This is a genomic window from Streptomyces capillispiralis (genome assembly GCF_007829875.1).
Lineage (GTDB): Bacteria > Actinomycetota > Actinomycetes > Streptomycetales > Streptomycetaceae > Streptomyces > Streptomyces capillispiralis.
Window position 1 is genome coordinate 7,273,799 of record NZ_VIWV01000001.1, and the last position, 15,655, is coordinate 7,289,453.

A 15,655-nucleotide genomic window follows, 5' to 3' on the forward strand; every position below is an offset into this window, starting at 1 on the left:
GGCCCTCAAGGCCGTCAAAGGCGTCAAAGATCATTTCGGAACCGAGGGGCAGTACATGGCCCGTGAGAGAAACGTCGCCCTTGCCGCGCTCCTGCGCGAAGCGGGCTGGTCCCAGCCCCAAGCAGCCGCCGCGGTCGCTCGCGTTGCCGCGGAGAGCGGTGTACGCGAACTGGAGGCCATTTCCCGCTCCCACATCGCCATGTGGGTCCAGGGCACGAAGCCCAGTGGACGAGCGCCTCATATCCTGCGTGAGACGCTGTCCCGCAGGCTCGGCCGACGCCTCACCCTCGCTGACCTCGGACTGGAAGATGGGCCGACAGGATCCACTGACAGTAGTTCTGACTGGAGCGTCGACCCTCTGACCGTGCTGGCCGAGCTGGGAAGCGACGATCTGGACATGCACCGACGCAAGCTGTTGGCTACCACCGCGTACTCGGCCGCCAGCCTCGTCCTGCCTGCCGCTCCATGGTGGGCAGCCGCCCCGGCCGCGGCGGCCTCGCGCCCTGCAGTCTCCTCCCGGCTGGTGACTCAGGCTGACATCGACGATGTCCGCAAACTGACCACCTTCTACTCCGCGAGGGACCAGCAGCGCGGTGGAGCCTCGGGGCGCTCGGCCCTGGCCGGCCATCTTCGCGACGAAGCGGTGCCGCTCCTGGGCAGCAGGTTCCGAACGGAACAGCACCGCCGGGATACGTACTCGGCTGTGGCAGAGATGACCTACCTCGCCGGCTGGATGGCCTTCGACGCCTCCGAGCATCGGACCGCCCAGCGCTACCTCACCCTCGCCGCACGCATTGCGGCCGAAGCCGCAGACGGACCGCTGGGCGGCCACATCTTGCGTGCCCTCGCCCATCAAGCAGTCGACCTCGGGCACCCACGCAGAGCGCTCGACCTGGCAGACGCCTCCATGTCCCGCACCCACTATGGCCAGGCCAGCTCGCGGGAGAAGGCCCTGCTCGCGGTAGTCCATGCCCGCGCCCTGGCCGCCGGCGGCGACCGCCGCGGCACTCTCGCGGCCATCAGTCGCGCGGAGAGGGACCTCGCACGTGCCGATAACGAGGATGCCCCCGACCGCGTCAGCTTCTTCCAGGAAGCCTCCCTCGCCCACGAGACTGCGTGTGCCTTGCGGGACCTGGGAAATCCTCTCGACGCGGAGTTGCATTTCCAGCGCAGCGTCGCCACCCGCCGGCGGCAGCAGTATGCCCGTACCCACAGTGTGACGCTCGGCTACCTCGGTGCTGTCCAGGTCCAGCAGGGACGCCTTGATGAGGCATGTGGTACCTGGGGACAAGCGCTGGACGCCATGGCTGGCGTCCAGTCCGGCCGCGCCCGCGACGTCATCGTCCGCATGCAGAGCGACCTCTCGCCTGTGCGGCAACGTGGTGGCCGCCACGTCGCCGAACTGGACCGCCGGGCGCGGGAAATGCTGCGCGCCATAGGCTGACCACAGGGCACGTCCGCAGCTATTGACGGCAGCTGCTGAACACGCGACCCCGTTAGAGAGGAACGAGCGCCGATGGCAACGTACGAGGTCGAATCGATCGCAACGGTGGTCGGGGGCCACACCCGCGTTCAGGACGATTACCAGGGCGGAGTCGAGTCGGTCATCCGACTCAACGAGGCGTACCCGCTTGAGACGCTGCAGGGAATCGAAGAGTTTTCCCACCTGACGGTGACCTGGCTCTTCCACCTGGCGCGACCGGAAGATGTCCAGCTCCACGCACGCAGCCCCCGCGGGAATCCGGACTGGCCGTCGACCGGTACCTTCGTCCACCGCAACCATCGGCGTCCCAATCAACTGGCGATCAGCTACCCGCGGCTGCTCGAGGTCGAGGGACGGGACCTGTTGGTCACCGATCTCGATGCTGTAGACGGAACGCCCGTGATCGACTTGGCACCGTACTTCGAACAGATGGGGCCTCGTGGCCCGATCCGTCAGCCCGCCTGGCCCGGCGAGATGCTCGAACCGAATTACTGGGCGAAGGCAAGCGAACGGCCCTCGGAGCGCCCTGTGTGACAGAAGCGACTGAGCTGCCCGGCTTGCCATTTGCATCGTCGGCAACCAACTGGAGGTCTGGCTCAAGCTGCAGCCCTCGCGTCTTGGAACTCACACCACGTCTCCTCGCCGCTGCTATCCCATGCGTCTGAGATCGCATCGACCAGCCGGATCCCGCGCCCCGATTCACCGTCGGGTCCGGCTTCCTTGAGCACAGCGGGCGCCGGGTTGTGGTCGGTTACCGAGACACGCACCACGTCGACGCCCACCGTGATGCGGAGCACGACTTCGCCCTCACCGTGGACTACGGCGTTGGTGACCAGCTCCGAGACGGCCAGTACGACGAGCCCCGCCACCGGCTCCGAAACACGGCACCGCCGCAGGAACGCCCTGGCTATGCGCCGCATCTCCCCGACCTTCGCGAGGTCGGGGAGAAGGGCCGCCTGACAGGCATGGGATGCCGCCGGTACCTCTGCCCTCGCCCATGCGCCGGGCTCGTCTTCCTGAACGGGCCTGACGCATGACGCGCCTGCTGTGTCCGCACAGCTACGGATGCCCCCGCCGGGCGGGGCCGCCTCTTGGAGCCTGGTCATGTGGGCTATGGCACCGCGCGGCGACGCCGTCGACCAGGGGAATCCAGAGGGGGAAAAGTACGGCAAGGGGGAAACTGCAGGGGGAATTGAGGCCATGATTGGATTCCGCCCACCAACAGAGGTCACACTCATGCCAGACCCGTTCGCCGACCTGCTCCTCCGGCTTCGGCAGGAGGCGGGCCGGACTCAGGAGGAGCAGGCGGAGGCGATCAACGCTGTCTCCGGCCGGGACACCATGACCCGCCGAGAGATCAGCCGTTATGAGAACTTCGAGAACATTCCTACCAACCACACGATCGGGCACATCGCGGCGGCCTGTGGTGTCCCCTTCGAGGAACTACAGCGAGAGGCCAAGGCCGCCCGCGCTCGGAAGAGAAAGGGGCATGCCGATGCAGGGGAGGAGCAAGACGCCGTGAAGCGTCGCACGCTCCTGGGTAGCGCCACCATCGGCGTGAGCGTGGCCGCCGAGCCCTGGGGGCGCCTCGCCTTCGCCCTCAGCAAGGGGGCCAAGATCGATTCGCCCGCTGCCGCCGCGCTCATCGACCGAGCCGCTGAACTGCACGTCCAGGAACTCAACCTCAGCGCGCGGCGGCTACAAAAAACGGTCGAGTCGCATCTTGACGCGATCACTGCGGCCCTGCCTCGTGCAGGCGATCACGAAGGCGCTCTCACCATCGCCGCCGGAGAAACCGCCGCTCTGGCCGGTTGGGTGGCCTGGGACCTAGGGGAGCACGACAAAGCCAACGCCTACTACAAAGTCACGTCGCAGTGCGCGGCGGCTGCCGGGCATCCTCCACTCCGAGCCCTGGCCCTGACCTACAGCAGCTACGGCGCTTTGACGCCAAAGGCGAAGATGGAGTTCCTCTCCCAAGCCGCCAACGACGTGCGCGGCCACGGTAACGCTACTGCTGCCGCCTGGGTTCTCGGTAGGCGTGCGGAAGAAGCTGCGGCGGCCGGCGACGAGGTGGGGGCGCTCCGGGCGTTAGACCGAGCGCGCTTCGCTTACGATTTCGCGGACCACGCCAGCGAGCAGGCATGGGTCAGGTTCGTGACCCCATACCGCATGGACTCGTTGGCCCTGTCCGTGTACGGCCAGCTGAGGCGTCCCGAGCTCACGTCCACAGCTGATACCGCGGTCGACCGCCTCGGAGACGGACTACCGGACGGGGGCGTCGTGGTCCTCGGTGATCTCGCTTCGGCCCTACTGCGTGGGGGTGACGTCGATCAAGGGGTGTACGTGTCACGTCAGTTCGTCGCAGCTGCAGAGGCCAAGCCCAACACGATGGGCAAGGAGCGCGCATCGACTATCGCCTCGTCGCTCCCTGACAGTGAGCAGGAACTCGGCCGCCATCTACGGAAGTTCGCATCCTGAGACCCCACACGCAGTAGGCGGGTAAGCCCAGGACGCGAGCGCCGTCGTACGGGCGGCCCGGCGCTCCGCAGAACCTATGCCGTCTCCTCGATAACCCAGGATAGGTACGCCTCCGACCCGCCGGTCACGGGCAGCGTGATCCACTGGGGAACGTCGTAGGGGTGCTTCTCGTGCAGCCACGCCTCTAGTGCCGGGAGACGGTCCGTCGTAGTCATGTACGAGATCCGCCACTCCTGCGCCGTCTCGACCTTCCCCTTCCACCAGTAGAAGGCTGTGATCGGCGCATCAATGTGAACGCCCGCTGCCAGCTTGCTCTCGACCGCGCCACGGGCCAACGCCTTCGCCTGATCCTCGTTGTCGCTGGTCGTCTGCGCGATCACAATCTCGTTGGCCATGCAATTACCTCTCCAGTTCAGTTACCGCGACTCTACCGAGCCGTCAAGGGCACACGTCACGCTGCTGAAACAGCATCATCCCGGCCCGTGCCGGACCATCCGCTAAACAGAGCGGCGTGATCATGCGGGTCACCGAGCCATCGAGGCGGCGACGCCCCTGTCCGAGGACGGTCACGGGTAGTTGCGGCATCGAAAGCGGAACCCCGCAATTAGGGGGCACAGAGCCGCGGGCACACCCGAGTGCGTGACCTGTGAACGTCGACCGCACGACGGCCCGTCCGCTACTGATGGACTTCAAGCGGGTCGCCGTCGTGCCGTCGGAGTGTGATCTTGACTCTATGGCCGCGGAGATGACGACGGCCAACGCGGCCACCGAGACCGAGTACGCCCAGTTTCGCGAGACGTACGGCACGGACGTCACCGAGGTGCGAAGGATACGAGTTCCTCCTCGCGAGTTGCGCATGGCAACCTACAAGCCCCGTATGAGGCCACGCGACCGAGTGGCAAGCAGAGGCTCAGTACCGTGTCGACTGCCTGCATGGCCGTGCAGCGCCGTGACCCTGGAACTGGAGAGGGATCCATGTAACCCTCACGAACACTCCGACACTCAGGTGTTGTAGCTCTTCAGTTTCACTTCGCTCCCCAATTGCCTGCGCCCTCCACTGGTATGTCTGCAGCGTAGCCGGCGACCTCCGCCGCCTTCTTTTCGGAGGTTGTCTGCCGCTCGTCCGGGCTGGTCCCTGGCATCGTGCACATCGACATCAAGGTGCGACCGAGTCAGGTGAAGGAGGAGCACGCCTTGCCCCTCTTCTCCGACGGAACGCCCCCTGCGTCTTTCGGTTGGCCTTCCCGCGGCTCGGCATTCGCCCACGGCAGACGAGAAACAGCCCCGAAGGACTGGAACCTCCTCTGGGAATATGTCAACGTACAACGTCCCGGAAAATACCAGGTCAGTGGCGGGATTCAGGATTCCAGGCCGACCTGCACGTCGGCCATGACGACGTCCGACACCTCGCGCTGCTCGGCCTCATCGCAGAGGCCCCGACCCAAGGAGCACCCCTGTCGAATGCCGCTCTCCGATCGGTCCGATTCAACGCCCCCATCTGCTCGACACTTGGTGCCCTGAACGTATGGACCACATCGGAGCGAGAGGATTGCGCCGCTCCTCCCCGGCGCTGTGCCTCTGTGTTTGTGCGACCGCGTTGACAACGGACTCGGGGTGTTCGTGACGGACGGCGCGGCCTTGTTCTCCGATCGCGCCGATTGGCCCCCTGCGTTTCGTCCGTTGCAATCGTCCGTGAGTTGCCCTGCGGGGCGCAACATAGACCACGATCGCCGGTTGGCCAAACCGGCGATCGTGACGACCATTGAGGTGTTCTCAGCGGCTGTGCTTGGCGGTGGAGCCGTTCGGACACCATGGCCCTTCATGTCGGCGACCAGTAGTCCCCGTAACTGACAGAGTTTGCCCATCAGTTGCGGCGGAGTGGGTGCAAGTCGAGCACTGCTGCTTGGGCCGCCGACATATCTGGAACATCCGAGGAAACATCAATGGCTCGTCCACCTGCGCTCAAGCTCGCCGAGGTCCTAGCGGAAATCAGGATGAGCCCGTCGGCTTTCTATCGCCTGCGCGCTCGCGGTCAGGCACCCCGAATGATCAAGCTGCCCAATGGTGAACTGCGCTGCCGCCGCGCCGATCTGGATGCGTGGTGGGATGCGTGTGAAAGGGATACGCCTGGATGGCGATGAGTTATAACATCCGCTTCTGGGAGATACGTGAGCGCCCCGACCGGCGCAAGCCTTTCCAGATTCGGTGGACGGTTAACGGGCGAGAGAAGTCTGAGTCCTTCATCGCGTTCGCGCTTGCTGACAGCCGGCGTGCGAAGCTGATGACAGCCGCGCGCGAGGGTGAGCCGTTTGACGAGCACACAGGTCTGCCAGCATCCGAGTTGCGGTCCATCAAGCAGCGCACTACGTGGTACGACCTGGTGCACGAATACATCGAGCAAAGATGGGAGCGCACGCCAGGGAACACCCGCCGCACCCTGGCTGATGCCTTCGCTACGGTCACGCCCGCCCTGGTACGCCCCGGCGCAGCCTATTCCGATCCGCGGGTACTGCGGCGTGCCCTGTACTCGTGGGCATTCAACAAGAAAGCTTGGGAGTGCGAGCCCACCGAGGAGTGGCTCCATGCGCTGGACTGGATGAAGCGCAACTCGCTGCCGGTCAGCGCCCTCGCGGAAGCCGACGTTCTGAGGCGGGCCCTCGATGCGATGTGCCGCAAGCTGGACGGCAAGGCGGCTGCGGCTAAAACAGCCCGACGCAAGAGGGCTGCGTTCAACGAAGCTCTCAACACTGCGGTGGAGAAGGGGTACTTCGCAGAAAACCCCCTCAAAGGGCTCCGGTGGCAAGCGCCAGCAGTCAGTGAGGAGGTGGATCCGGCCGCCGTTCCCAATCCGGCCCAGGTGCTTCGGCTGCTCGAGGCCGTTGCTCGCCAGCGGGGGCGGGGTCCTCATCTTGAAGCATTCTTCGGTTGCATGTACTTCGCGGCTATGCGGCCAGCAGAGGTCATCCACCTTCGGATCGAGCAATGCCACTTGCCAAAGACGGGATGGGGCATGCTGAACCTCTCGGGCGGGGTCGTCACGTCTGGCAAGGGGTGGACCGACGACGGTGAGGTGCACGAGGTGCACTCGCTCAAGCGTCGCGCGGCAAGCGCGACGCGGCCTGTTCCCATCCCGCCGCAGTTCGTACGCATGCTGCGTGCCCATGTGAATCGGTTCGACGTGGCACCTGACGGTCGACTTTTCCGGAACCAGGCTGGCAACTACGTGGACGCTGCCGCCTACGGCATCACATGGGCGCGGGCCCGGGAATACGCCCTGACCCGTACTGAGCGCACTTCTCGCCTGGCCAAGCGGCCTTACGATCTCCGTCACGCCGGGATCTCGTTCTGGCTCTACTCCGGAGTGGACCCGGCCGAGTGCGCCCGCCGCGCCGGCCAGAGCATCGAGGTTCTCTTTCGCCACTACGCCAAGTTCCTTGACGGCCTTCGAGAGCAGGCGAACCGTCTCATCGAGCAGTCCATGAACGAGTGGCAGCGCGTCAGTCAGGGTGACGTACCCGAGGGCTGAACCGGGGGTTTGGTCCGTGACTGGTCCGGAAGCACTGGTCAGGAGGGGTGCAGTCGTGGGAGGAATTGGGAGTTAGCACGCAAGCCGGGCCCGGTCGAGAACGGGTTGCACGAAGGGCGCCTGACGGGTGAAAACCCAGGTCAGGCGCCATTTCGCATGTGTCTAGAAGAAGCCCAGCCTCTTCGGCGAGTACGACACCAGAAGATTCTTCGTCTGCTGGTGGTAGACGGCTCAGATGCAGTTGGACCAGCGAAACAGCGACCCTGTGACGCCCCCGGGCCGTGGTCGCAGTACCACGGTTCGAAGGGGGCGGCTCCGGCGCACTATGGCTGTGAGTGCGCCTCCGCTGCTTTTCGCCATTCGTCGGTAGAGATCCGCTTGGCGTGACCGGGGCTGTTTCCGCAGGTGAGAGATGGACGGTCACGCGCCGTGTGAGGACTGGCGGGAAAGGGCCGTGGTGAACCGCTTGGGAGCTGAGAAGGGCATTCGCCCAGCTGAGCTGCCTCAGGCTCGCTGCCTCGTGAATTGGCCTGACGGTGTGGGCACTCCTGGCCTGATGGCGACTCGACCGGGGCGTAGCGCCGTGATGACCCATCAGTTGCTGTCAGTGCCCACTGCTACACCCTTTTGTTGGGATGAGCCGCGCTCCGCGGCCCACCGACGGGAGGGGGAAACATGTCGAAGGTGCCGGACGGGTTCCACCGGGTGCGCGGACACATCCGTCGCAATCCGAAGCCCAGGAGTGCCAAGCGCATGAGCGGTTGGATGATTGCCGGCTTACTGGCGGGAGTGTGGCTGTGGGGGCAGGTGTTCGGGTTCAGTGAGTCCACTGCCACGACACCGCCGGCGGATCCGAAGCCGGCGGCCAGCGCGACGGGCGACCGCTGATGGGACGGGTACGTCTGCGGCGTCCTCGCGGTGCCGCGGAACTGGTCGCAGCGGCTGTCGTCGCCCTGGCTGTGCTCGTCCTGGTGGCGCGGACGGCGGCCACGGCGGTCGGCACACTGAAGGCGGCCTGGCCTGCCCTGCTGGCTCTCGCCCTGCTCACGGGGGCCGGCGCGGCGTGGCGGATCAGGCAGGCGGCCACGATGCGGCGTCGGGAGAAGGAGCGGCTGGCCACTCTGCGGATCACGCTCGCGGAGTTCGACACCATGGACGACCGTCGCTTCGAGTACGCCCTGCGGGATCTGCTGGTCCGCGACGGCTGGCCGGCCCGCAGAGTGGGTGGCGGCGGCGACCAGGCCGCCGACGTCATCGGTGACCATCCGCAGCGCGGCCGGATCGTGGTGCAGGCCAAGCACACCCGCGTCGGCGGGAAGGTGGGCTCAGCTGTGATGTACGCGGTGAAGGGGACGGCCGGGCCGGTCCACAAAGCCGATCACGCTGTCGTCGTCACCAACGGAGCCTTCACACGCGATGCCATGGCGTGGGGCGACCGGCACGGCGTCCACTGGATCGACCGGGAAAAGCTACGGCGCTGGGCCGAGGACGGTGCCGCTCTGCACGAGCTCCTCGGATGGTCCGCGCGCTCCCGCCCGAGCCGATTCAGGCGTGTGGCATGACTGGCACAGATCGTGATCGCTGCCCAAGACGTCTGGAGGTGTGGTGTTCGACGAGGACGGGTCGCTCGACCCGCTGCTGAAGTTCCTGCTGTATGCGGTCATCGTGCTGGCCGTCGGAAAGATGCTCTGGGAGTGGCTCACCGAGGACGTCGGCCAGTGGATCACCGTAGATCTGTGGGGGCTGATAGCCGATCACCCGTGGTGGACCGGGCTCTTCGTGGTCGGCGGAGTGTCCATGCTGCTCCTGCTCCCAGAATCCTGTCATTTCTGTTCGGCGCCGACACCTACGCCTGCGCGGACGACACGTTCGCCGTTCCCTCTGGCGATGCGATCGAAGCGGACGCGCTGACCTTCAAGATGAAGCAGCTTTCGGCGATGAGCGCGACGGGTTTCGAGCAGGCGTGCGCTGAGCTCCTGGCCCGTGACGGATTCCGGCGTCCCAAGCGGGTCGGAGGCGCCGGTGACCTCGGCGTGGACATCACTGTCCGCGATGACGAAGAGCGCCTCCTGATCGTGCAGTGCAAGCAGTATCAGAGCCCAGTCGGGTCAGGCCACGTGCAGAAGTTCAACGGGACAGCCCGCCCGCATCACGGAGCCGACCTCCCGATCATGATCGCGCTCAACGGCTTCACGCAGCCGGCGATCGACTTCGCCCAGCATCACCAGCTCATCCTCATGGGCCGCCCGGAATTGAAACGATGGGCCCACGGCGAGCACCTCTATGACGTCCTCGGCATCCAAAGCACGACACGGTGACGCCAGCGCACACGCAGCAGAGTCAGTCCCGGGGAGCTCCCGCCTGTCGTCGGTACAAGGCACTGGTTGAGGTGCGCGGCTGTCTACGGGACTGGGACGATGGCCGTGACGCGGCCGCGAAGCCGTGCCAGTCACGGGACCGGGGCTCTCGAGCGTTCGGGACAAGGGTTTACCCCCCCACCTGGCCTGGGCCAACGGTCACGGTGCCGTGTCGGGAGTGTCCAGCTGGGCCAGTATGGTGGCGCTCGGGCTGCCGGGATCTGCGGTGTAGAGCACCAGCCGCAGGCTGGTACCGGGCATGAGCAGGGTTTGGCGGTCCAGTTCCAGCTCGCCGAGTTCCGGATGATGCAGGCGTTTGCGCAGTGTCGGGCGGGGGCGCACGTCGTGGCTGCGCCAGCCGGCGACGAAGTCCGGGTTGTGTGCGGCGTACTCGTTGACCAGCTCGCCCAGCGCACGGTCCGCCGGGCGGCGGGCGCCGGCCGCGCGCAGGTGGGTGGCGGACTGCCGGGCGAAGTCGCCTTCCGCGCCGGTGGGTGCCGAGCAGAGGGTGCCGCCCAGCCGGATGGCGAGGCGCACGGTGTTGCGCTCGTGGAGGGGCAGCTGTGCGAAGTCGGTGATCAACGTGGCCGCCGCAGCGTTCCAGGCCACGATGTCCTCCAGGTCGTTCACCAGATAGGCGGGTATCGGCCCGAGCCGGTGCAGCAGTCGGCGTGCATCGGCGGGCACCGGCGCACGATCGGCGTCCGTACTGGGCGGGATCTGCCCGGCGAGCCGCGCCAGGTGCTCACGCTCTGTGGTGGTGAGGCGCAGTGCCGTGCCCAGCGCGGTCAGCACCTGCGGTGACGGACGCGGCGCGCGGGCCTGCTCCAGTCGCTCGTAGTAACTGGTGGACACCCCGGCCAGGGCAGCCACCTCTTCCCGGCGCAGCCCGGGGGTGCGCCGTGCCCGCAGGCCGGGTGGGTGGACGGCCGTGGCCGGCATCTCGGCCGGGCGCAGCGCCTCGCGTCGACGGCGCAGGAAGTCGGCCAGTTCTCCTCTGTTCACCCGGCCAGGTTGGCACAACGGCACTCGGCCTATCCACGGACCAGTGGTCCGGGGCTCATTGGTGCGTTCCGCGGTGCCGCCCCGTGCGCCCACTCTGGTGCGGTCACACGACCTGCTGAACGCTGGAGAATCACCGTGCCACCACGCACTTGCGAAGAGACCTTCCGCCGGCTGCTGGAGCTGCTGCTGGCCAAAGACATGGATGCCATCGCCGATCTGTGGGCGGAGTACGGCACCGCCGAGTTCCCCTTCGCCGCAGGGGCCTCACCGAAACAGCTGACCGGACGTGAGGCCGTCCGGGACTATCTGGCCGGCTACCCGGAACTGATGGACGTGCGGGCGATCCCGACCGTCACCGTGCACCACACGGATCAGCCGGACACCATCGTGGTGGAGTTCACCGCACACGGCCGCACGGTGGCCACCGATGAGCCGTACCAGTTGGACCACATCACGGTGCTCACCACCCACCACGGCCTGATCACCCGTTACCGGGACTACTGGAACCCGCTGACCGCCGCCTCAGCGGCCGGCACGCTGCCCGAACTGCTCGGCTCGCTGCGTTCGCAGGCCACCCGATGACCGGCGTGCTGATCAGCGGCGGCACCGGGAAGACGGGCCGCACCCTGGCCGGACTGCTCCGCAAAAGGGGTGTACCGGTCCGGGTGGCCAGCCGCACCCCACCGGCCGACGCCCCGGACGCGGTGCGGTTCGACTGGAACGACCCGGCCACCCATTCGGCCGCGCTGCACGGGATGGATCAGGTCTACCTGGTGCCTCCGGTGAACACCACGGACCCGATGCCGCTGGTCGAACCGTTCCTGGCCGAGGCCGAACACCTCGGCGTGCGCCGGGTGGTGCTGCTCGGCTCCGCCATCGTGCTGCCCGATGCCCCCGGCGCGCTGGAACTGGCCGCGCACGTGCGGGCCCGGCCCGGATGGGTGGTGCTGCGCCCCTCCGGGTTCATGCAGAACTTCCTGGCCCCCCACCCGCTGGGTGAGCGGATCCGGCGACACGGCGAGATCCGCACCGCCGCCGGAACCGGCCGGGTGGGCTGGATCGACGCACGAGACATCGCGGCGGCCGCCGCCGCACTACTGACCGACCCCGACGAACACCCCGACGACCGGCGTGACTACCTGCTCACCGGGCCGAAGGCGCTGAGCTACCAGGACGCGGCACAGATCATCACCCACCACACCGGGCGACCGGTCCGGGTCGTGCCCGTCGGGGTCACCGAGCAGGCAGACACCTACCGTGCGGCCGGCCTGCCGGACGCCTTCGCGACCGCCCTCGCCGCCGTCGACGCCGGCATCGGAACCGGCCGGGACGACCAGGTCAGCACTGCGGTGCTGGACCTGACCGGCCGCCCGCCCCGCACCTTCGCCGAGTTCGTCCAGGACCACGCACCCCAGTGGGCGAGCGCCGGGACACCCGAAGACTGAGCTTCTTCGAGTGGGCCACCGATCGGGTGATGGGCCGTGAAGCGCAACGAGCGAGGCCCCCGGGCTGTTGATCGAGGTGTCTGACGTCTCCATCACGTTGCTCGGAGCCTCGTTGGTCGTCCGTCCCGCCGCACGCGGCCTTCCGCATGCACTCGTGGAGTGGGTCACCCTGCTGATCGTCACCCGTGAGGGCGACCGGCGCTGCAAGCTGCGTCCGGCCCAGCGCGCGATGGTGGCACTGGTGTACGTGCGCGAGCACACCACTCTCGCGAAGATCGCCACGGGCTTCGGGATCAGCGAGTCCACCGCCACGCCTGCACCAGCGCGGTCGTCGACCTGCTCGCCGGGCGTGCGCCGGGCCTGCTCAAGGTCCTGCGCGAGCACGAACCCGACTTCGTCGTGCGACCGGGTCGGCGACGGCCGGGCGGACTACTGCGCCAAGCACCGGCGAGAGCTCTCCTTCGTTCTGCGTAGGCAGCAGCCGTCAGGCCATCACGGTGCCGTCGTCGCCGAAGGAAACGGGGCCCACAGCGGGGCCGTGGTGCTGGTCGGGCAGGTGTCGCGTAGCTCGTACGCCCGGTTCCGGTATGCCTCCACCTGTCCTTTGGCCAGCAGGTCGTACAGTTCCTCGGCGCTTGTCGGTCAGGGGCCGGGCGCGCTCAGCCGACGTGGATCCGAGGGGTGCGGTCCCGCCACGGAACGGCCTGCTCCAGCTGCGCGGCCACCTGGAGCAGCAGGTCCTCACGGCCGTGCGTGGCCACCATCTGTACACCGATGGGCAGGCCCTCGCGGCTCTGGCCCAGCGGGAGGCTGATCGCCGGGTTGCCCGACACGTTGAACGTGGCGGTGAAGGGGCCGTATGTGAACAGGCGGTGCAGCCACGAGCGCGCCGAGTGCCCGTCGTGGTCGTAGTCGAGGGCCCCGTGGGGTGCGGGCAGACGGCCGAGCGTGGGCGTCAGGAGCAGGTCGTACTCCTGGAAGAAGCGGCCGACGGACCGCGTCACCTCGTTCTGCGCCTGCGTCGCGGCCATCACGTCGAGCAGCGTGAACCCCTCGGCCTCGGTGAGTACCCGCCGGGAGACCGCCTCCAGCTTCGCGGGGTCGGGCCTGCGGGGTGCGCCGCGCAGCACGGCGCCGCCGGTGGTGACGACCGTCAGCATCGCGGCCTCGATGACGGCTTGGCCGTCGACGTCCGGCCCGGCCCCGGTCACCGCATGGCCGATCCACTCCAGGACCTGGCCCGTGGTGACCGCCGCGTCGGCGACCTGGGGGTCCACGGTGCCGCCCGTCCACGGTTCGGTGGTCAGGGCGATCCGCAACCGCCCGGGGTCGGTGCGGATGGCCTCGGCATACGGCCGGGCGGGTGGCGGCGCCTGGTACTTGTCGCCGACGGCGGGCGCGCAGACGGCGTCCAGCAGGTGGGCGGTGTCCCGCACGGTGCGCGTGACCGCGAACTCCACCAACTGCCCGAAGGCGATCTCTCCGCTGGTCGGCCCGCACGGCGTGCGCCCGAGGCCCGGCTTGAGCCCGACGAGGCCGCACGACGAGGCCGGGACGCGAATGGACCCGCCCGCGTCGTTCGCGTGAGCCAACGGCACCGCGCCTGCCGCGACCAGGGCGGCCGCCCCGCCGCTCGACCCGCCCACGCCGCGTTCGGGGTTCCAGGGGTTGCGCGTCGGGCCGTAGCGCACCGACTCGGTCGCGAAGTTCAGGCCGAACTCCGGCGCGGTGCTCTGCCCGAGCGTCACCAGGCCCGCGGCGCGGAACCGGGCCATCAGGTCGTGGTCGACGAGGGCGTAGGCGCCTTCGATGGCACGGCTGCCGATGGTGAAGGGCACGCCCTGCGCGAAGGGCCCGCTGTCCTTGATGACGAACGGCACCCCGCCGAAGGGGCCCTCGGGGTCATGGGCGAGGGACGGGTCGAACGGCGGCTGCGTCAGCGCGTTGAGATCGGCGTCGGCCTGCTCCAGGGCGCGCCGCGCGCAGTCCTCGACCTCGGCCGCGGTCACCTGGCGCGTCCGGATCAGCTCACGCAGCCCCACCGCGTCGAAGGACGCGTACTCGTCGAGCTCCAGCGCTCCCACTCCTTGTTCTCTCTGTGCCGTGCGTTGCGGTCGTGTGGGCGAGTGGGCGAGTGGGCGGAGGGGTCAGCAGCCCGGGGCAGTGGCGCCGAGGTGGTCGGTGATCTCCCGCACGATCGACTCGGTGTGATCGCTGAGGAAGAAGTGACCACCAGGGAAGACTCGCAACTGGAACGGCGCCACGGTGTGCTGCGCCCAGGCCCTGGCGTCGGCGACCTCGACCAAGGGGTCGCTGTCGCCGGTCAGCGCGAGGACCGGGCAGTTCAGGGGCGGCCCCGGCCGGTAGCGGTAGGTCTCGATGGCTCGGTAGTCGTCGCGCATGGCGGGCAGCACCATGGCCAGGACCGCCTCGTTGGCGAGCAGGTCCGAGTCCGTGCCGCTCAGCCGCCGCAGCTCCTCGACGAGCCCCTGGTCGTCGCGCAGGTGCACCTGCTCCTCGCGCTGCCGCGACGGCGCCCGCCGCCCGGACACGAAGAGGCCGCGCAGGACGACACCGCGTGCCTCCAGCCGCCGGGCCACCTCGAAGGCGACCGTGGCGCCCATGCTGTGCCCGAAGAACGTCAGTGGCCGCAGGGCCCAGCGCTCGAGCTCATCGGTGAGCTGGTCCGCGAGGGCCGAGATGTCCGTGATCCGCGGTTCGTGAAGGCGGTCCTGCCGGCCGGGGTACTGCACGGCCAGCACGTCCGCCGCCGGGGAGAGCGCGGCCGAGAACGGGAAGTAGTACGTCGCCGAGCCACCCGCGTGAGGGAAGCAGACGACGCGGTCGCGCGCCTCCGGTGCCGGATGGAATCGCCGGACCCAGGCGCTTCCCATAGCTGCCATCACGGTGCCTCTTCTTCGCGTCGTGCCAGTGGCGACGGACGGCCGGGTGGTGCCCGCTCCCGCCGACGGTGCTCGCGCACGACTGGCGCGCGGGCGAGGGCCACCCTAAGCGCCCCGCGTTCCCGACAGGACACCGGAGGGGGTCCCGGAGCGCTGAGGTAGGAATGGTGAGCCGATGCGGCCACCGGCTCATGACTCCGTCCCCGCAACTCGCACCCACCGGATCCTCGGATCACCAGGAAGTCCTGAGCAAGCGGAACCGGTGATGACGAACGAGGCGTGAACAATTGACGCTTGACATTTGGTCACTTCGTGACGCAGCGTAGCGTGGTAGCCGTCAACGAGTGGGTTGGCAGGCGGCTGCTCGACGGTGGGAAACGCCGGGCACGGGGGACGGGGCGTACACATACATGGTTCAGCAGCGCTATGACGTCATTCGGCATGCCCGCCTCTCCGAC

General features: G+C 68.0%; 16 protein-coding genes and 1 pseudogene. 12 read left to right on the forward strand and 5 right to left on the reverse strand.

The annotated features are described in order from the left end of the window. The first annotated feature begins 55 nt into the window (after nucleotides 1–55). Both FHX78_RS32085 and FHX78_RS32090 read left to right on the forward strand, forming a co-directional pair. The gene (locus tag FHX78_RS32085; RefSeq protein ID WP_189908716.1) at nucleotides 56–1,444 is read left to right on the forward strand and encodes an NsdA family TPR-like regulatory protein; all 1,389 of its coding nucleotides are present in this window, start codon (nucleotides 56–58) and stop codon (nucleotides 1,442–1,444) included. 72 nt (nucleotides 1,445–1,516) lie between these two features. Beyond that, complete coding sequence (locus tag FHX78_RS32090) at nucleotides 1,517–2,017, forward strand: SAM-dependent methyltransferase (protein WP_055493703.1); 501 nt, start codon at nucleotides 1,517–1,519, stop codon at nucleotides 2,015–2,017. Nucleotides 2,018–2,079: 62 nt separating this feature from the next. Here FHX78_RS32090 and FHX78_RS32095 read toward each other — a convergent pair whose 3' ends face one another. Beyond that, entirely contained in the window at nucleotides 2,080–2,589 is a 510-nt protein-coding gene (locus FHX78_RS32095) for an ATP-binding protein (RefSeq protein ID WP_145870867.1), read from the reverse strand. Nucleotides 2,590–2,719: 130 nt separating this feature from the next. Here FHX78_RS32095 and FHX78_RS32100 point away from each other — a divergent pair, with 130 nt between their 5' ends. Beyond that, the gene (locus FHX78_RS32100; protein WP_145870868.1) at nucleotides 2,720–3,961 is read left to right on the forward strand and encodes a helix-turn-helix transcriptional regulator; all 1,242 of its coding nucleotides are present in this window, start codon (nucleotides 2,720–2,722) and stop codon (nucleotides 3,959–3,961) included. 74 nt (nucleotides 3,962–4,035) lie between these two features. On the opposite strand, the gene cutA is transcribed toward FHX78_RS32100, so the two are convergent. Next, nucleotides 4,036–4,356: a divalent-cation tolerance protein CutA gene (cutA, locus tag FHX78_RS32105; protein WP_073948164.1), complete on the reverse strand. Its 321-nt coding sequence runs from the start codon at nucleotides 4,354–4,356 to the stop codon at nucleotides 4,036–4,038. Nucleotides 4,357–5,904: 1,548 nt separating this feature from the next. Here cutA and FHX78_RS37715 point away from each other — a divergent pair. The 6 genes from FHX78_RS37715 (at nucleotide 5,905) to FHX78_RS37725 (ending at nucleotide 9,805) form a co-directional block, all read left to right on the forward strand. Next, complete coding sequence (locus FHX78_RS37715; RefSeq protein WP_073946053.1) at nucleotides 5,905–6,102, forward strand: helix-turn-helix transcriptional regulator; 198 nt, start codon at nucleotides 5,905–5,907, stop codon at nucleotides 6,100–6,102. Continuing rightward, nucleotides 6,093–7,487, forward strand: a complete 1,395-nt coding sequence (locus tag FHX78_RS32115) for a tyrosine-type recombinase/integrase (protein WP_073946052.1) — start codon at nucleotides 6,093–6,095, stop codon at nucleotides 7,485–7,487. The genes FHX78_RS37715 and FHX78_RS32115 overlap by 10 nt, the downstream gene beginning before the upstream one ends. 675 nt (nucleotides 7,488–8,162) lie before the next feature. Further along, nucleotides 8,163–8,375 (forward strand): hypothetical protein, encoded by a 213-nt coding sequence (locus FHX78_RS32120; RefSeq protein ID WP_145870869.1) that lies wholly within the window; start codon nucleotides 8,163–8,165, stop codon nucleotides 8,373–8,375. Continuing rightward, nucleotides 8,375–9,049, forward strand: a complete 675-nt coding sequence (locus tag FHX78_RS32125; protein WP_145870870.1) for a restriction endonuclease — start codon at nucleotides 8,375–8,377, stop codon at nucleotides 9,047–9,049. The genes FHX78_RS32120 and FHX78_RS32125 overlap by 1 nt, the downstream gene beginning before the upstream one ends. Nucleotides 9,050–9,092: 43 nt before the next feature. Next, nucleotides 9,093–9,398: a hypothetical protein gene (locus tag FHX78_RS37720; RefSeq protein WP_244403713.1), complete on the forward strand. Its 306-nt coding sequence runs from the start codon at nucleotides 9,093–9,095 to the stop codon at nucleotides 9,396–9,398. 8 nt (nucleotides 9,399–9,406) lie between these two features. After that, on the forward strand, nucleotides 9,407–9,805 hold the full coding sequence (locus FHX78_RS37725; RefSeq protein WP_244403714.1) for a restriction endonuclease: 399 nt from the start codon (nucleotides 9,407–9,409) through the stop codon (nucleotides 9,803–9,805). Between the two features lie 198 nt (nucleotides 9,806–10,003). On the opposite strand, the gene FHX78_RS32135 is transcribed toward FHX78_RS37725, so the two are convergent. Continuing rightward, complete coding sequence (locus FHX78_RS32135; protein WP_145870871.1) at nucleotides 10,004–10,849, reverse strand: helix-turn-helix transcriptional regulator; 846 nt, start codon at nucleotides 10,847–10,849, stop codon at nucleotides 10,004–10,006. A gap of 135 nt (nucleotides 10,850–10,984) precedes the next feature. Between FHX78_RS32135 and FHX78_RS32140 the strand changes: the two genes are divergently transcribed. The 3 genes and pseudogenes from FHX78_RS32140 to FHX78_RS32150 all read left to right on the forward strand — a co-directional run. After that, on the forward strand, nucleotides 10,985–11,431 hold the full coding sequence (locus FHX78_RS32140; protein WP_145870872.1) for a nuclear transport factor 2 family protein: 447 nt from the start codon (nucleotides 10,985–10,987) through the stop codon (nucleotides 11,429–11,431). Further along, complete coding sequence (locus tag FHX78_RS32145) at nucleotides 11,428–12,294, forward strand: NAD(P)H-binding protein (protein WP_145870873.1); 867 nt, start codon at nucleotides 11,428–11,430, stop codon at nucleotides 12,292–12,294. The genes FHX78_RS32140 and FHX78_RS32145 overlap by 4 nt, the downstream gene beginning before the upstream one ends. A 112-nt stretch (nucleotides 12,295–12,406) precedes the next feature. Beyond that, a pseudogene (locus FHX78_RS32150) lies at nucleotides 12,407–12,745 on the forward strand (helix-turn-helix domain-containing protein); the annotation flags it as partial. A gap of 208 nt (nucleotides 12,746–12,953) precedes the next feature. On the opposite strand, the gene FHX78_RS32155 reads toward FHX78_RS32150, so the two are convergent. Further along, the gene (locus FHX78_RS32155; RefSeq protein ID WP_229924207.1) at nucleotides 12,954–14,378 is read right to left on the reverse strand and encodes an amidase; all 1,425 of its coding nucleotides are present in this window, start codon (nucleotides 14,376–14,378) and stop codon (nucleotides 12,954–12,956) included. 63 nt (nucleotides 14,379–14,441) lie between these two features. Continuing rightward, nucleotides 14,442–15,197, reverse strand: a complete 756-nt coding sequence (locus FHX78_RS32160; RefSeq protein ID WP_145870874.1) for a thioesterase II family protein — start codon at nucleotides 15,195–15,197, stop codon at nucleotides 14,442–14,444. Between the last annotated feature and the right edge of the window lie 458 nt (nucleotides 15,198–15,655).